The sequence below is a fragment of the Streptomyces sp. NPDC013187 genome (assembly GCF_042899705.1).
Taxonomy (GTDB): Bacteria; Actinomycetota; Actinomycetes; order Streptomycetales; family Streptomycetaceae; genus Streptomyces; species Streptomyces hawaiiensis_A.
In genome coordinates this window covers 588,355-603,983 of the sequence record NZ_JBIBAF010000003.1, presented here as the reverse complement: position 1 = coordinate 603,983, position 15,629 = coordinate 588,355, and the positions used below count along the sequence as shown (strand labels likewise).

Here is a 15,629-nt window from a genome sequence, read left to right as displayed (position 1 = left end):
GCTCTGCGCCGCATGTCCCGGCCGGGACATGGGGGAGCCTGAGGAGGCCACGGCCTTGACGGCACCTTGACGCATCGGGCCCCTAGGGAGCGGGTCGCTCGCTAGCATGGGCGGCGCTTCCCGGTGGCGCGCGCGGTCGCGCGGGCAGGGAGAGCGAGGTCACAGGCCGGGCGAGGGCAAGGTCACAGCCGTTCCCTCTGCAGCTCGTTCGTTAACGTGGCCTAACATCCGAGCATGACGGTCCTGCCTGACGACGGGCTTGAGCTGGCCGGCGAGTTCCCTGACGTGCCCCATGAGCAGTGGCAGCGCCTTGTGGCGGGTGTGCTGCGCAAATCGGGCAAGGACGTCGAGGGGGCCGAGGCCGAGGAAGCCCTGTCCACCGCGTTGGAGGACGGGTTGCGCACCCGCCCTCTCTACACCGCCCACGACTCCGCGCCCGAGCCGGGTTTCCCCGGTTTCGCTCCTTTTGTGCGCGGCGGCCGCCCCGAGGGGAACACGGTCGGCGGCTGGGACGTACGGCAACGGCACTCCGCGGCCGACCGTGACGCGGTGCTCGGGGACCTGGAGAACGGCGTCACCTCGCTCTGGCTGACGGTCGGGGAAGGCGGCGTCGCGGTGCCGGACCTCGGCCGGGTCCTCGACGGCGTGTACCTGGACCTGGCGCCCGTCGTCCTGGACGCGGGAGGCGACACCGAGCCCGCCGCACGGGAGTTGCTGCGGGTGTACGAGGAGCGGGGAGTCGCCCGGGACGCCGCGCGCGGCAACCTGGGTGCGGATCCGCTCGGGCACGAGGCCCGTACCGGGCAGCGGTGCGAGACCGCGCCGGCGGCGGAGCTCGCGCGGCTGTGCGCCGGGGAGTACCCGGGGCTGCGTGCGCTGACCGTGGACGCGCTGCCGTATCACGAGGCCGGCGGTTCGGCCGCCCAGGAGCTGGGCTGCTCGCTGGCCACCGGGGTGGCGTATCTGCGGGAGCTGACCGGGGCCGGGCTGGACGTCGACCAGGCCTGTGCCCAGTTGGAGTTCCGGTACGCGGCGACCGCGGACCAGTTCCTGACGATCGCCAAGCTGCGGGCCGCGCGCCGGCTGTGGGCCCGGGTGGCGGAGGCCTGCGGGGCGCCGCGCGCGGGGGCGCAGCTCCAGCACGTCGTGACGTCGCCGGTGATGATGACGCGCCGCGACCCGTGGGTGAACATGCTGCGCGCCACGATCGCCACGCTGGCCGCCGGCGCGGGCGGGGCCGACGCGGTCACCGTGCTGCCCTTCGACCACGCACTCGGCCTGCCCGACGCGTTCGCGCGCCGGATCGCCCGCAACACCTCGACCATCCTCATCGAGGAGTCACACCTGGCCCGGGTGATCGACCCGGCGGGCGGCTCCTGGTACGTGGAGCGGCTCACGGACGAACTCGCGCACGCGGGCTGGGAGTTCTTCCGGCGCATCGAGCGGCTCGGCGGCCTGGCGGCGGCCCTGCGCTCCGGGGACCTCGCGCGGGACCTGGCCGAGACCTGGCAGGCGCGCACCGGCAGGCTGGCCAAGCGGCGCGAACCCATCACCGGCGTCAGCGAGTTCCCGTTCCTCGCGGAGAAGCCGGTCGTCCGCGAGGACGCTCCAAAGCCGCGCTCCGGCGGTCTGCCGCGCGTCCGCCGTGACGAGGCGTACGAGGCGCTGCGCGCCCGCTCCGACGCCCATCTCGCCGCGACCGGGACCCGGCCGCGGATCTTCCTCGCCGCGCTGGGCCCGGCCGCCGCCCACACCGCGCGCCTCACCTTCGCCTCGAACCTCTTCCAGGCCGGCGGCATCGAGCCGGTCACGGACGGCACCTTCGAGGAGAGCGGCGCGACGGAGGCAGTGCTGTGCTCCAGCGACGCGCTGTACGCGGAGCAGGCCGAGGCCACCGTCCGATCCCTGAAGGCCGCCGGTGCCCGGCATGTGTTCCTCGCGGGCCGTCCCGGGGAGTACCCCGGGATCGACGCGTACGTGTTCGCGGGCTGTGACGCCGTCGCCGTGCTGTCCGCCACCCTCGACCGCATGGGAGTTGCGTCCTGATGGGAATCCCCGACTTCTCCGGGATCGAGCTGGGCACCCCGGCCCCCGACGGCGGCGCCGACGAGTGGCGTACGGCGGTCAAGAACGCCTCCGGCGGGGACGACCTGCTCTGGGAGACCCCGGAGGGCATCGCCGTCAAGCCGCTCTACACCGGCCGCGACCTGGAGGGCCTGGACTTCCTCGACACGCGGCCGGGAGCGGCGCCGTACCTGCGCGGCCCGTACCCGACGATGTACGTCAACCAGCCCTGGACGATCCGCCAGTACGCCGGTTTCTCGACGGCCGAGGAGTCCAACGCCTTCTACCGGCGCAACCTCGCGGCCGGCCAGAAGGGTCTGTCGGTCGCCTTCGACCTGCCCACGCACCGCGGTTACGACAGCGACCACCCGCGGGTGACCGGTGACGTCGGCATGGCGGGCGTGGCCATCGACTCCATCTACGACATGCGGCAGCTGTTCGACGGGATCCCGTTGGACAGGATGACGGTGTCGATGACGATGAACGGCGCCGTGCTGCCGGTGCTGGCGCTGTACATCGTGGCGGCGGAGGAGCAGGGCGTACCGCCGGAGAAGCTGGCCGGAACCATTCAGAACGACATTCTGAAGGAGTTCATGGTCCGCAACACCTACATCTATCCGCCGAAGCCGTCGATGCGGATCATCTCCGACATCTTCGCCTACACCTCGCAGCGGATGCCGCGCTACAACTCCATCTCCATCTCCGGTTACCACATCCAGGAGGCGGGTGCGACGGCCGACCTGGAGCTGGCGTACACGCTCGCGGACGGCGTGGAGTACATCCGCGCGGGGCGTGAGGCCGGCCTGGACGTGGACGCGTTCGCGCCGCGGCTGTCGTTCTTCTGGGCGATCGGCATGAACTTCTTCATGGAGGTCGCCAAGCTGCGGGCGGCGCGGCTGCTGTGGGCGAAGCTGGTGAGGCAGTTCGACCCGCAGAACGCCAAGTCGCTTTCCCTGCGCACCCATTCGCAGACCTCGGGCTGGTCGCTGACCGCGCAGGACGTGTTCAACAACGTGACGCGCACATGTGTCGAGGCGATGGCGGCGACCCAGGGTCACACGCAGTCGCTGCACACCAACGCCCTGGACGAGGCGCTCGCGCTGCCGACCGACTTCTCGGCGCGCATCGCCCGCAACACGCAGCTGCTGCTCCAGCAGGAGTCCGGCACGACCCGCGTGATCGACCCGTGGGGCGGCAGCGCGTACGTGGAGAAGCTGACGTACGACCTGGCCCGGCGGGCCTGGCAGCACATCGAGGAGGTCGAGGCCGCGGGCGGTATGGCCAAGGCCATCGACGCGGGCATCCCGAAGCTGCGCATCGAGGAGGCCGCGGCCCGTACCCAGGCCCGGATCGACTCGGGCCGCCAGCCGGTCATCGGCGTCAACAAGTACCGGGTGGAGACCGACGAGCAGATCGACGTCCTGAAGGTGGACAACTCCTCCGTGCGGGCGCAGCAGATCGAGAAGCTGCGGCGGCTGCGCGCGGAGCGGGACGAGCGGGCCTGCCAGGACGCGCTGGACGCGCTGACCCGGGCCGCCGGTGGTGGGGGCAACCTGCTGGAGCTGGCCGTGCACGCGGCCCGCGCGAAGGCGACCGTCGGGGAGATCTCCGACGCCCTGGAGAAGGTGTACGGCCGGCACGCGAGCCAGATCCGTACGATCTCCGGCGTGTACCGCAACGAAACCGGAGAGTCCCCGAGCGTGGACCGCACCCGCACGCTGGTGTCCGCCTTCGAGGAGGCCGAGGGCCGCCGCCCGCGCATCCTGGTCGCCAAGATGGGCCAGGACGGCCACGACCGCGGCCAGAAGGTGATCGCCACCGCCTTCGCCGACCTCGGCTTCGACGTGGACGTCGGCCCGCTGTTCCAGACGCCGGCCGAGGTGGCCCGGCAGGCCGTCGAGGCGGACGTGCACATCGTCGGCGTCTCGTCGCTCGCGGCCGGACACCTCACCCTCGTCCCGGCGCTGCGCGAGGCGCTGGCCGAGGAGGGGCGCGAGGACATCATGGTCGTGGTCGGCGGTGTGATCCCGCCGCAGGACGTGCCGACGCTGCTGGAGATGGGCGCGGCGGCCGTCTTCCCGCCCGGGACGGTGATCCCGGACGCGGCGTACGACCTGGTGCGGCGGCTGTCGGACGCTCTCGGGCACGACCTGTGATCGATGTCGACGCGTATGTGAAGGGAGTGCTCGACGGGAAGCGGGCGATCATCGCCCGCGCCATCACGCTCGTCGAGTCGACGCGCCCCCAGCACCGGGCGCTGGCCCAGGAGCTGCTGACCGCGCTGCTGCCGCACAGCGGCCGGGCCCGGCGGATCGGCGTCAGCGGGGTGCCGGGCGTGGGCAAGTCGACGTTCATCGACGCGTTCGGCACGCTGCTGACCTCGCTCGGGCACCGGGTCGCGGTCCTGGCCGTCGATCCGTCCTCCAGCCGTACGGGCGGTTCCATCCTGGGTGACAAGACCCGGATGGAGCGCCTGGCCGTGGACCCGGCGGCGTTCGTGCGCCCCTCCCCCACGGCCGGCACGCTGGGCGGGGTCGCGAAGGCCACCCGTGAGTCGATCGTGGTGATGGAGGCGGCGGGCTACGACGTGATCCTGGTGGAGACGGTCGGCGTCGGCCAGTCCGAGACCGCGGTCGCGAACATGGTCGACACGTTCCTGCTGCTCACGCTCGCGCGCACGGGCGACCAGCTCCAGGGCATCAAGAAGGGCGTGCTGGAGCTGGCCGACGTGATCGCCGTCAACAAGGCGGACGGGCCGCACGAGCGCGACGCCCGGGCCGCCGCGCGCGAACTGGCGGGCGCGCTCAGGCTGATGCACGGCAAGGACGCGTTCTGGACCCCGCCGGTGCTGCACTGCAGCGCCCGCGAGTCGACCGGCCTGGACACCCTGTGGGAGCGCCTGGAGCAGCACCGCACGCTGCTCGACTCCACCGGCCGGCTCACCGCCAAGCGCCGCGACCAGCAGGTCGACTGGACCTGGAGCATGGTCCGCGACGAACTCCTCGGCCGCCTCCAGGCCGACCCGGCGGTACGGGCCCTGGCGCCCGTGCTGGAGCGGCGGGTCCGGGAGGGCGAGCTCACCCCGACGCTGGCCGCCGAGCGGATCCTCGACGCGTTGGACGGCGGCGGCTCCGAGACCGCGGGTTCCTGAACCCGGGGAGCGCCGGAGCCACCGGAGGGCAATCGCACGCCACCGCTGGGCAACCACGGGTCACCGAAGAGCGACCGCACGTCACCGCGAGACAACCGGAGCGGCGAATTCGCATACCCGGCTTGCATGACTATGCAAAGTGATACATACTCTTTCTATGTCCAAGGTCCTCACCTCCCTGCCCGCCGGCGAGCGCGTCGGCATCGCCTTCTCGGGCGGTCTCGACACCTCCGTCGCGGTCGCGTGGATGCGCGACAAGGGCGCCGTCCCGTGCACCTACACCGCCGACATCGGCCAGTACGACGAGCCCGACATCGCCTCGGTGCCCGGCCGTGCCAAGACCTACGGTGCCGAGATCGCGCGCCTGGTCGACTGCCGTGCCGCGCTGGTCGAGGAGGGCCTGGCCGCGCTGACCTGCGGCGCGTTCCACATCCGCTCGGGCGGACGGGCCTACTTCAACACCACCCCGCTCGGCCGCGCCGTCACCGGCACGCTCCTGGTCCGGGCGATGCTCGAGGACGACGTCCAGATCTGGGGCGACGGCTCGACGTTCAAGGGCAACGACATCGAGCGGTTCTACCGCTACGGCCTGCTCGCCAACCCGCACCTCAGGATCTACAAGCCCTGGCTCGACGCGGCCTTCGTGACCGAACTCGGCGGCCGCAAGGAGATGTCCGAGTGGCTGCTGGCCCACGGCCTGCCCTACCGGGACAGCACGGAGAAGGCGTACTCCACGGACGCCAACATCTGGGGCGCCACCCACGAGGCCAAGACGCTGGAGCACCTGGACACCGGCGTCGAGACCGTCGAGCCGATCATGGGCGTCCGGTTCTGGGACCCGTCGGTCGAGATCGCCGCCGAGGACGTGACGATCGGCTTCGCCGAGGGCCGCCCGGTGTCGATCAACGGCAAGGAGTTCGCCTCCCCCGTCGACCTGGTCATGGAGGCCAACGCCATCGGCGGCCGGCACGGCCTCGGCATGTCGGACCAGATCGAGAACCGGATCATCGAGGCCAAGAGCCGCGGCATCTACGAGGCCCCGGGCATGGCGCTGCTGCACGCCGCCTACGAGCGCCTCGTCAACGCGATCCACAACGAGGACACCCTCGCCCAGTACCACACCGAGGGCCGGCGCCTGGGCCGGCTGATGTACGAGGGCCGCTGGCTGGACCCGCAGGCCCTGATGATCCGCGAGTCGCTCCAGCGCTGGGTCGGCGCCGCCGTCACCGGCGAGGTGACGCTGCGGCTGCGGCGCGGCGAGGACTACTCGATCCTCGACACCACCGGCCCGGCGTTCAGCTACCACCCGGACAAGCTGTCCATGGAGCGCACCGAGGACTCCGCGTTCGGCCCGGTGGACCGGATCGGCCAGCTCACCATGCGCAACCTCGACATCGCCGACTCGCGCGCCAAGCTGGAGCAGTACGCCGGCATCGGCCTGATCGGCACCGGCAGCCCCACCATCGGCGCCTCCCAGGCCGCCGCGACCGGGCTGATCGGCACCATGCCGGAACTGCCGCAGGGCGGCGCCCAGGCCATCGCCTCCCGGGGCGAGGTCTCGGAGGAGGACGCCTGGCTGGACCGGGCTGCGATGGAGTCCGGCACGGACTGACCCCACGGCACAGCGGGAGGCCGGCCCGACATCCCGTCGAGCCGGCCTCCCGGCGTGCTACCGGTCGAGGGCCGCCGCGCCTTCGGCGAACGCCTCGTCCGGCAGGCATCCCTCGACTCCCAGCTCCTGCCCCATCGTGAAGGCGTCGACGCGCTCGGACGCGCTCCCGTGGTCCCCTTCCTTCGTCCAGGGGGTCTTGTCGGCGTCGCGGACGAGGGCCGTATGGATCTCGTCGACGTCCCCCTCCTCGAAGACGACCGTTCCGTCCTGTGCGGCACCCTCCAGTTCCGCACCGGCCAGGCAGTCCGCCTGCAATTCACCGTCGACCGTCTGGAGTTCCGCGTCCAGGCGGTTCTGTATGGCATGACCCCACTCGTGCGCGACGACCAGGTACACGAATGCGTCTCCGTACTCGTAGCCGAAGCGCATGAGGTCGGTGTCCCAGGCGACGTAGTCCTCGGCCGTGTTGCAGTAGACGGCGTTGTCATCGAGCAACGGTTCCCCGTCGCAGGTAGGGACGTCGGGAGAAGCGCCGTCGTACTCGCCCAGGATGGTGGGCGGGACGTACGTCTCCGTGAAGAAGTCGGACCAGTGGGCTTCCCAGTACGCGTCGACGCCCTGCACGGCCGTTTCGATGTCCTGGGTCATCGCGTCGTTCGGCGCGGCGAAGGCGTGACCGCCCGAAACGGTCAGCAGGACAGCGGCCAGTCCCGCGCACACGCGCATGCGATGCCGATGGGTCAGGGTCATGGTTGACTCCGCAACATGACGATGTCGCAACGCGGCCGCGCCAGTTGGCGCGGGCCGGGCGCTGCCCTGGTGCCTCCCCATCAGTCAACGCCGATACGTCGACGGCCGCATCTCCACGTCCCGTGCCCCGCCGGCCCGTACCGGCGGGGCGCCGCTCAGCGCGAGCCGGCCATCTCCGGAACCGGTGCGTCCAGGGCGTCGAGGCCGCGCAGGATGTCCTCGACACGCTGCTTGGCGTCGCCGAAGAGCATCTGGGTGTTCTCCCGGAAGAACAGCGGGTTCTGCACGCCCGCGTACCCGGCGGCCATGGACCGCTTGAAGACGATCACGTTGGCCGATTCCCACACGTGCAGCACCGGCATCCCGGCGATCGGGCTGGAGGGGTTGTCGGTGGCGGCCGGGTTGACCGTGTCGTTGGCACCGATGACCAGGACGACCGAGGTGGCGGCGAAGTCGTCGTTGATCTCGTCCATCTCCAGGACGATGTCGTACGGCACGTTGGCCTCGGCGAGCAGCACGTTCATGTGCCCGGGCAGCCGGCCGGCCACCGGGTGGATGCCGAACCGCACCTCGACGCCCCGCTCGCGCAGCTTGCGCGCCAGTTCGGCCACCGGGTACTGCGCCTGCGCCACGGCCATGCCGTAGCCGGGGGTGATGATCACCGAGGTGGCGTTGCCGAGGAGTTCCGCGGTCTCCTCGGCGTTGATCTCCCGGTGCTCGCCCTGCTCGCCCTCCTCGGCCGCTGCCGTCGGGGTGCCGAAGCCGCCGGCGATGACGGAGATGAAGGAGCGGTTCATCGCCTTGCACATGATGTACGACAGGTAGGCACCGGAGGAGCCGACCAGCGCGCCGGTGACGATGAGCAGGTTGTTGGCGAGCAGGAAGCCCGAAGCGGCCGCCGCCCAGCCGGAGTAGCTGTTGAGCATCGAGACGACCACCGGCATGTCACCGCCGCCGATGGAGGCGACCAGGTGCGCGCCGAGGGCGAGCGCGATCACGGTGACCGCGATGAGCAGGCCCATGTTCGGGCGGACGACGAACGCCACCGTCAGCGCGACGAACGCGACGAGCGAGCCGATGTTGAGGACGTGCTTGCCGGGGAGGGTGAGCGGGCGGGAGTTGATGCGTGCCGAGAGCTTCAGGTAGGCGACGACGGAACCCGTGAAGGTGACGGCGCCGATGAACACCCCGATGAACACCTCGGCGTGATGGATGCCCAGCAGCGAACCGGACAGCTCGGCGTCGACGTCGAGGTAGCCGTTCCAGCCGACGAACGCGGCGGCGAGGCCGACGAGGCTGTGCATGATGGCGATCAGCTCCGGCATGCCGGTCATCTCGACCACCCGGGCCCGCCACAGGCCGATGCCCGCGCCGAGAGCGGTGGCGACGGCGATCAGGACGAGCCCGGTCGCGGTGATGCTGCGGGAGGCGAGCCCGACCGTGGCGGCCAGGGCCACGACCATGCCCGCGATGCCCCAGACGACTCCGGAGCGGGACGTCTTGTGCTGGGAGAGGCCGGCGAGGCTGAGGATGAACAGCAGCGCGGCGACGACGTAGGCGGCCTGGGCGGCCGTGTCTGTGGTCATCCCTGATCAGCCCTTCGAGAACATGCCGAGCATGCGGCGGGTGACGGCGAATCCGCCGAAGATGTTGATGCTCGCCAGCAGGATCGCGGCGAACGACAGCACGGTGACGGCGGTGTCGCCCTGCCCGATCTGCAGCAGCGCGCCGACCACGACGATGCCGGAGATGGCGTTGGTGACCGACATCAGCGGGGTGTGCAGCGCGTGGTGCACGTTGCCGATGACGTAGAAGCCGATGACGATCGCCAGGACGAACACCGTGAAATGGCCGAGGAGTTCACTCGGCGAGAAGGCCGTCACCAGGAACAGCGCGAGCGCTCCCGCACCGACGAGTGCGTACGAGGACCAGGCCGGGCGGGCGGGCTTCGCCGGTGTCTCGGCGGGGACCGGGTCCGGCTCCTTCGCCCCGCCCGCGGCGGGCGCGGCGGACACCTGCACCGGGGGCGGCGGCCACGTCTTCTCGCCCTCGCGGACCACGGTCATCGACCGCTGCACCACGTCGTCGAAGTCGAGGACGAGCCGGCCGTCCTTGCCCGGGGTGAGCAGCTTCATCAGGTTGACGATGTTCGTGCCGTACAACTGCGAGGCCTGAGCGGGGAGCCGGCCGGGCAGGTCGGTGTAGCCGATGATCGTCACGTCGTTGTCGGTGACGACCGCCTTGCCGGCGACCGTGCCCTCGACGTTGCCGCCCTGGGCGGCCGCCATGTCGACGATCACGCTGCCGGGCTTCATGCGTGCGACGTCCTCGGCGGTGATCAGCCTCGGCGCGGGCCGGCCCGGGATGAGCGCGGTGGTGATGATGATGTCGACGTCGGCGGCCTGCTCGGCGTAGAGCTCGGCGGCGAGCCGGTTGTAGTCGTCCGAGGTGGCCTTGGCGTAGCCGTCGGTGCTCACCTCCTGCTGGGCTCCCACGGTGAGGAACTCCCCGCCCAGGGAGCGCACCTGCTCGGCGACCTCGGGACGCGGGTCGGTGGCGCGGACCACGGCGCCGAGGCTGCGAGCCGCGCCGATCGCGGCGAGCCCGGCCACTCCGGCCCCGGCCACCAGCACCTTGGCCGGGGGCACCTTGCCGGCGGCGGTCACCTGGCCGGTGAAGAAGCGGCCGAAGGCGTGCGCCGCCTCGACCACCGCCCGGTACCCGGCGATGTTCGCCATCGAGCTGAGGACGTCCAGGGACTGGGCGCGCGAGATGCGAGGTACGGCGTCCATGGCGAGCACGGTGATCGGACGCCGTGCCAGTTCCTCGACCAGGTCCGGGTTGTGGGCGGGGCTGACCAGCGCGATCAGCGTCGCCCCGTCGCGCAGCCGGCCGATCTCCTCGGTCGAGGGGGCGTTGACCTTCAGCACGATCTCCGCCTGCCACGGGTCGCCCAGCCGGGCTCCCGCCTCCTCGTAGGCCGCGTCGGAGAAGCGGGACGAGGCTCCCGCCCCCGGTTCGACCGTGACGTCGTACCCGAGCGCGACGAGTCTCCCCACGGTGGCCGGCGTGGCCGCCACCCTGGTCTCGCCCGCAGTGGATTCGGCCGGTATGCCGATCCCCTGGGGTTGCGGTTCCGCTGGGACCATCGTCTGCCTCTCCCGTCGTTCGACTGTCTGTCCTCCTTGGTGCCCGCATCCTGCACGTTCGACGCGGCATCCGTGGCGGACCACGGTCACATGGCCGAGGAGGTCGTCCTCACACCGCCGAAGGGTTGCCGGAGAGCCCGTTTCGCGGTATCAGCGTGACTGGCGGTACCGCTGGGTCATGTGATGCGACACGTCAGGGCCGGGCGCAGACTGAAGTCGTGAGCAGCACGCGCCCGGGGCGCGGCGAGGCCGCGGCCCCCTCCCGATCCGCACCGCAGCAGACCGTCGCGCTGGCGGCGATGATGTTCGCGGTCGCGATGACCTTCATCGACCAGACCATCGTGTCGATCGCGGCCCCCGACATCGTCCGCGAACTGGGGCTGTCGTCCTCCGGCATGCAGTGGGTGGTCAACGCCTATCTGCTGGCCCTCGCGGCGTTCTTCGCCCTCGGCGGGCGCCTCGCCGACCTCTACGGGCCGCGCCGGGTCGTCGTCATCGGCACGCTGGTGTTCGTCGTGTCCTCGGTGCTGTGCGGCTGTGTGCCCGAGGGTGGCGCCGCTCAGGCCTGGCTGATCATCTTCCGGGCCACCCAGGGGCTGGGGGCGGCACTGCTGTTTCCCGCGGCGCTGGCCGTGGTGGTGGCGGTGTTCCCGGTCGAGCGGCGCGGGCGTGCCCTCGCGCTGTTCTTCGGGGTCACCGGCGCGCTGACCGCGATCGGCCCGCTGCTGGGCGGCTGGCTCACGAACTGGACCTGGCGGGCGGTGTTCTGGGTCAACGTGCCCGTGGCGATCGTGGCGCTGGTCCTGACGGCCCTGGCGCACATCTCCGACCGGCGGCGCTCCGGCACCCTGGACGTCCCGGGCGCCGCCCTGATCGCGGCCGGCATGGGCCTGAGCGTGCTCGGGTTACAGCAGGCCTTCTCCTGGGGCTGGGACAGCTGGGCGACCTGGGTGTGCATCGGGGGCGGCCTCGCGATCCTGGCCGGATTCATCCGTTTCGAGCGGAAGGTCGAGCATCCGCTGATCGACCTGCGGGTCTTCCGGGACAGGGCGTTCACCATGGACGCGGCGGTGCTGTTCTTCTCGATGCTCGCCTTCGTGCCGCTGTTCTTCTTCACCTCCGTGTACGCCCAGGTGTCGCTGAGCGCCTCGCCGAACCAGGCGGCGCTGTTCCTGCTGTACTTCTTCGTCGGTTTCGCCATCGCCTCGCAGTGGGGCGGCCGGATCCTCGACAAGAAGGGCGCCCGCCCGGCCCTGAAGCTGGGCACGGCCGTGGGCTGCGTCGGCTTCGCCCTGTGGGCGAACAAGCTCACCGACCTGTCCATGCACGACCAGTGGCCCTACGCCGCCCTGGCCGGGGCGGGAATCGGCTTCGTCCTGGCGCCTGCCTCCACGGACGCCGTCAACCGGGCCATCGGAGCGTCGTACGGCGAGGTCACCGGCATCACCCAGACGGTGCGCAACTACGCCGCGAGCGTGGGTCTGGCCATCTACGGCACCATCCTGACCCATGTGACGACGGACAAGGTGGTGGGCACCCTGACGGGCAAGGGCATGTCCGCGGCGGACGCGGACACCGTGGCCCGCGACGTCACCGAGTCGATCACCGGCAGCGGCGACTCCCAGCCGCCCACCGGAACCGGCCCCGCCGCTGAGGCGACCCGGGAGTCGATGTCCGCGATCCGCATGGACTTCGCCGAGGCCAACCAGTGGGTGTTCTACGGCATGGCCATCGCCCTGGGCATCGGCTACCTGTGCGCGCTGCGCCACCCGGGCGGCAAGGTGGACGCGAACGCGAAGGTGCAGGAACCGGCCGGGCAGGCCCGCTGATCCCTCCCGTCAGGTGAACAACTCGTCCGTCCGCGCCTGGATCTGCTCGGGCGTCAGGTCCTCGATCGTCTGGGAGATCATCCAGAGATGGCCGAACGGGTCGGCGAGACGGCCCCCGCGCTGCCCGTAGTGCTGGTCGGCGACGGGATGCACCACGGTCGCCCCGCCGCGCAGCATGGCCTCGGCCACGGCGTCGGCGTCGGACACGTCGAGGGCCATGATCACGGGGCTGCCGCCGAGGGACGCCGGTGCCGGGTCGCCCTCGTCGGCGTCCTTCACCGCGATGACCGAGCCGCCGAGCCGCAGCAGGGCGTGCACGATCCTCCCGTCGGGGCCGGTGTACCGCTCGGTCTCCTCGGCGCCGAGGGCGGCCCGGTAGAAGTCGATCGCCCGGGGGGCGTCGGGTACGACGAGCCGGGCGTAGAGCCGGGTGACGGTCTGCTGTGCGGATGTGTTCGTCATGCCTTCACGATCGCCGGGTGCGGGGATCGTGGATTGTAGAAATCGGCCGGTCCGGAGCCGTTCACCCGTCCAGCGGAACGTGGTTGCGTTCGAGCGGCGAGCGCGGTGCGTACGCGGTCGGGGTGATCCCGGCCAGCGCGCGGAACTCGTGGATCAGGTGCGCCTGGTCGTGGTAGCCGCAGTCGGCGGCGAGCGCCGCCCAGTCCGGCGGCTGCGGCCCGGCGTTGACGCGGCCGAGGAGTCGCTGGAAGCGGCGCAGGCGGGCGTACCGCTTGGGCGCGAGTCCCAGCTGCTCGGTGCAGCGGCGGGCCAGCCGCCGGGTGGTCCAGCCCAGCCGGTCGGCGACCTCGGCGACGGGTGAGCCGCGGTCGAGCAGCGCGGCGGCGAGGCGGACCGCCGGGTCGGGTTCCAGGGGGCGTCGCGCCCGGGCCAGCAGGGCCGCCTCCAGTTCCCGCAGCCCGGCCCGCGGGCCCCCGGCGGCCATGGCCTCCAGCAGCCGCTCGCGCAGCACCGCGCCGTCCGTGCCCCACAGCTCGTCGAGGCCGACCAGGTCGTCGCGGACCGCGGAGAGAGGGGCGGTGAGGAAGGGGTGGGCGCCCGCGGGCCGGAACGCCACCCAGACGACGGCCCGCTGCTGCGCCGGGTCGATCAGGGCCGGCTGCGTGTACGGGCCGTGCACGGCAGCGCCCCCGGTTCGCCGGTCCGGGCCGCGCAGCGGGGAGGAGGACAGGGCGTCCCCGTCGAGGTTGACCAGCAGCTGTGCCCCGCCCGTCGGCAGGGCCAGCTCGGCGGTGTGCGCGAACCGCACCTCGGCGTAGCCCATCGCGCCGATCAGCGGCGCCAGGGCCGCTGCCGACGGCCGGACGGTGAGCGGGGCCGGCGCCTGCTCCGCCGCGGGAGCCGGACGGGCCGGACGGGTCATGGGTCCAGCCTACGGCCGGGCGACGCCGGTGCGGGGGCTACACCGCCAGCCACACCGCCCGGTCCGGCTCCAGCACGCCGCCCTCGACGGGGCCGCCGGCCAGCAGGAGCGCGGTGTGCGCGGGCAGCTCGTACGGCGCTCCGGAGAGGTTGACCACGCAGACGAAGCCCGGCTCGCGGCGGAAGGCCAGCACCCCCTCGGGGGTGTCCAGCCAGGTCATGCCGCCGTCGCCGAGGGCGGGGTGGTCACGGCGGATGCGCAGGGCCGCGCGGTAGAGCTCCAGCATGGAGGCGGGGTCGCCGGTCTGGGCCTCGACGCAGAGCCCCGCCCAGTCGTCCGGCTGCGGCAGCCAGGGTTCCGCCCCGGTGCCGAAGCCGTAGGGGGCCGCCGGGCCCGACCAGGGGATCGGGACGCGGCAGCCGTCGCGGCCGCGGTCGGTGTGGCCGGAGCGATCCCAGATCGGGTCCTGGAGGGCGGATTCGGGCAGGTCCTCGACCTCGGGCAGGCCGAGTTCCTCGCCCTGGTAGACGTAGGCGCCACCGGGCAGGGCGAGCATCAGCAGGGCGGCGGCGCGGGCGCGCCGGGTGCCCAGGGCGAGGTCGAGCGGGCCCTCGGGTTCGTAGCGCGTGTCGACCGTCCAGCTGCGCCCCGGGGCACGGCCGTAGCGGCTGGGGTGGCGCATGACGTCGTGGTTGGAGAGGACCCAGGTGGCCGGTGCGCCCACCGCGCCGAGCATCGCGAGGGAGTCGTCGATGACGGCCCTGAGGTCTCCGGCGTCCCAACGGCACATGAGGAAGTCGAAGTTGAAGGCGGTGTGCAGGCCGTCCGCCCGGACGTAGGCCGCGAGGCGCTCGGGGGTGTCCGCCCAGGCCTCGGCGACGAAGGAGCGGTCGCCGGGGAACTCGTCGGCGACCTTGCGCCAGGCCCGGTATATCTCGTGCACCTCGTCGCGGTCCCAGTGCGGGTGGTCGAGGTGCCGGCGCACCTCGTCGCGGCGGGTGAGCGGCCCGAGCACCGCCGGTTCCGCGCGCGGCGGCAGGTCGGGCAGGTCCGGGTGCTTGACCAGCCCGTGGGCGACGTCGATTCGGAAGCCGTCCACGCCGCGGGCGAACCAGAACCGCAGGATCGACTCGAACTCCTCCCGTACCTTCGGGTGTCGCCAGTTCAGGTCGGGCTGCTGCGGCGCGAACAGGTGCAGGTACCAGTCGCCGTCGGGCAGCCGGGTCCAGGCCGGGCCGCCGAAGCAGGACACCCAGTCGTTCGGGGGCTGCGCCCCGTCGGGGCCGCGGCCGGGACGGAAGACGTAAAGCTCGCGCTCCGGGCTGCCCGGGCCGGCCTCCAGCGCCGTGCGGAACCAGGCGTGCCGGTCGGAGGTGTGGTTCGGGACGATGTCGGGGATCACCCGGATCCCCAGCGCGTGCGCCTCCTCGATGAGCCGCTCGGCGTCGGACAGCGTGCCGAACAGCGGGTCGATGTCCCGGTAGTCGGCCACGTCGTAACCGTGGTCGGCCATGGGCGACTTGTACCAGGGGTTGATCCAAAGGGCGTCCACGCCCAGCGACTTCAGATAGGGCAGGCGCGAGCGGAGTCCGGCGATGTCGCCGACGCCGTCGCCGTTCCCGTCGGCGAAGCTGCGGATGTAGACCTGGTAGATGACGGCGCTGCGCCACCAGGGTGCGGTGAAGGACAC

General features: G+C 71.9%; 11 protein-coding genes. 5 read left to right on the top strand and 6 right to left on the bottom strand.

What is annotated here, in order from left to right; all coding sequences use genetic code 11:
• The first annotated feature begins 234 nt into the window (after positions 1-234).
• The 4 genes from ACFY5B_RS08570 (at position 235) to argG (ending at position 6,827) form a co-directional block, all read left to right on the top strand.
• The gene (locus ACFY5B_RS08570; RefSeq protein ID WP_389966404.1) at positions 235-2,046 is read left to right on the top strand and encodes a methylmalonyl-CoA mutase family protein; all 1,812 of its coding nucleotides are present in this window, start codon (positions 235-237) and stop codon (positions 2,044-2,046) included.
• A complete protein-coding gene (gene scpA / locus ACFY5B_RS08565) occupies positions 2,046-4,220 on the top strand; it encodes a methylmalonyl-CoA mutase (RefSeq protein ID WP_389966401.1) in 2,175 nt (724 codons plus the stop codon). The genes ACFY5B_RS08570 and scpA overlap by 1 nt, the downstream gene beginning before the upstream one ends.
• Positions 4,217-5,215 (top strand): methylmalonyl Co-A mutase-associated GTPase MeaB, encoded by a 999-nt coding sequence (meaB, locus tag ACFY5B_RS08560; RefSeq protein WP_389966398.1) that lies wholly within the window; start codon positions 4,217-4,219, stop codon positions 5,213-5,215. Before scpA ends, meaB begins: the two co-directional genes overlap by 4 nt.
• A 157-nt stretch (positions 5,216-5,372) precedes the next feature.
• Positions 5,373-6,827 carry an argininosuccinate synthase gene (gene argG, locus ACFY5B_RS08555; RefSeq protein ID WP_344463602.1) on the top strand — a complete coding sequence of 485 codons (1,455 nt, stop codon included), beginning with the start codon at positions 5,373-5,375 and terminating at the stop codon, positions 6,825-6,827.
• A 57-nt stretch (positions 6,828-6,884) separates the two neighbouring features.
• Here argG and ACFY5B_RS08550 read toward each other — a convergent pair whose 3' ends face one another.
• The 3 genes from ACFY5B_RS08550 to ACFY5B_RS08540 all read right to left on the bottom strand — a co-directional run bounded on the left by ACFY5B_RS08550 (position 6,885) and on the right by ACFY5B_RS08540 (position 10,726).
• Positions 6,885-7,577 carry a hypothetical protein gene (locus ACFY5B_RS08550; protein WP_389966395.1) on the bottom strand — a complete coding sequence of 231 codons (693 nt, stop codon included), beginning with the start codon at positions 7,575-7,577 and terminating at the stop codon, positions 6,885-6,887.
• A 155-nt stretch (positions 7,578-7,732) separates the two neighbouring features.
• Positions 7,733-9,163 (bottom strand): Re/Si-specific NAD(P)(+) transhydrogenase subunit beta, encoded by a 1,431-nt coding sequence (gene pntB / locus ACFY5B_RS08545; RefSeq protein ID WP_389966392.1) that lies wholly within the window; start codon positions 9,161-9,163, stop codon positions 7,733-7,735.
• 6 nt (positions 9,164-9,169) lie between these two features.
• On the bottom strand, positions 9,170-10,726 hold the full coding sequence (locus ACFY5B_RS08540; RefSeq protein ID WP_389966389.1) for a Re/Si-specific NAD(P)(+) transhydrogenase subunit alpha: 1,557 nt from the start codon (positions 10,724-10,726) through the stop codon (positions 9,170-9,172).
• A 299-nt stretch (positions 10,727-11,025) separates the two neighbouring features.
• Here ACFY5B_RS08540 and ACFY5B_RS08535 point away from each other — a divergent pair, with 299 nt between their 5' ends.
• On the top strand, positions 11,026-12,555 hold the full coding sequence (locus ACFY5B_RS08535) for an MFS transporter (protein WP_389966492.1): 1,530 nt from the start codon (positions 11,026-11,028) through the stop codon (positions 12,553-12,555).
• 9 nt (positions 12,556-12,564) lie between these two features.
• Here the strand turns inward: ACFY5B_RS08535 and ACFY5B_RS08530 are convergent, their stop codons facing one another.
• The 3 genes from ACFY5B_RS08530 to ACFY5B_RS08520 all read right to left on the bottom strand — a co-directional run bounded on the left by ACFY5B_RS08530 (position 12,565) and on the right by ACFY5B_RS08520 (position 15,629).
• On the bottom strand, positions 12,565-13,017 hold the full coding sequence (locus tag ACFY5B_RS08530) for a VOC family protein (protein ID WP_389966386.1): 453 nt from the start codon (positions 13,015-13,017) through the stop codon (positions 12,565-12,567).
• 61 nt (positions 13,018-13,078) lie between these two features.
• A complete protein-coding gene (locus ACFY5B_RS08525) occupies positions 13,079-13,939 on the bottom strand; it encodes a helix-turn-helix domain-containing protein (protein WP_389966383.1) in 861 nt (286 codons plus the stop codon).
• 37 nt (positions 13,940-13,976) lie between these two features.
• Positions 13,977-15,629, bottom strand: coding sequence for a glycoside hydrolase family 13 protein (locus ACFY5B_RS08520; RefSeq protein WP_389966380.1), 1,653 nt, complete (start codon positions 15,627-15,629; stop codon positions 13,977-13,979).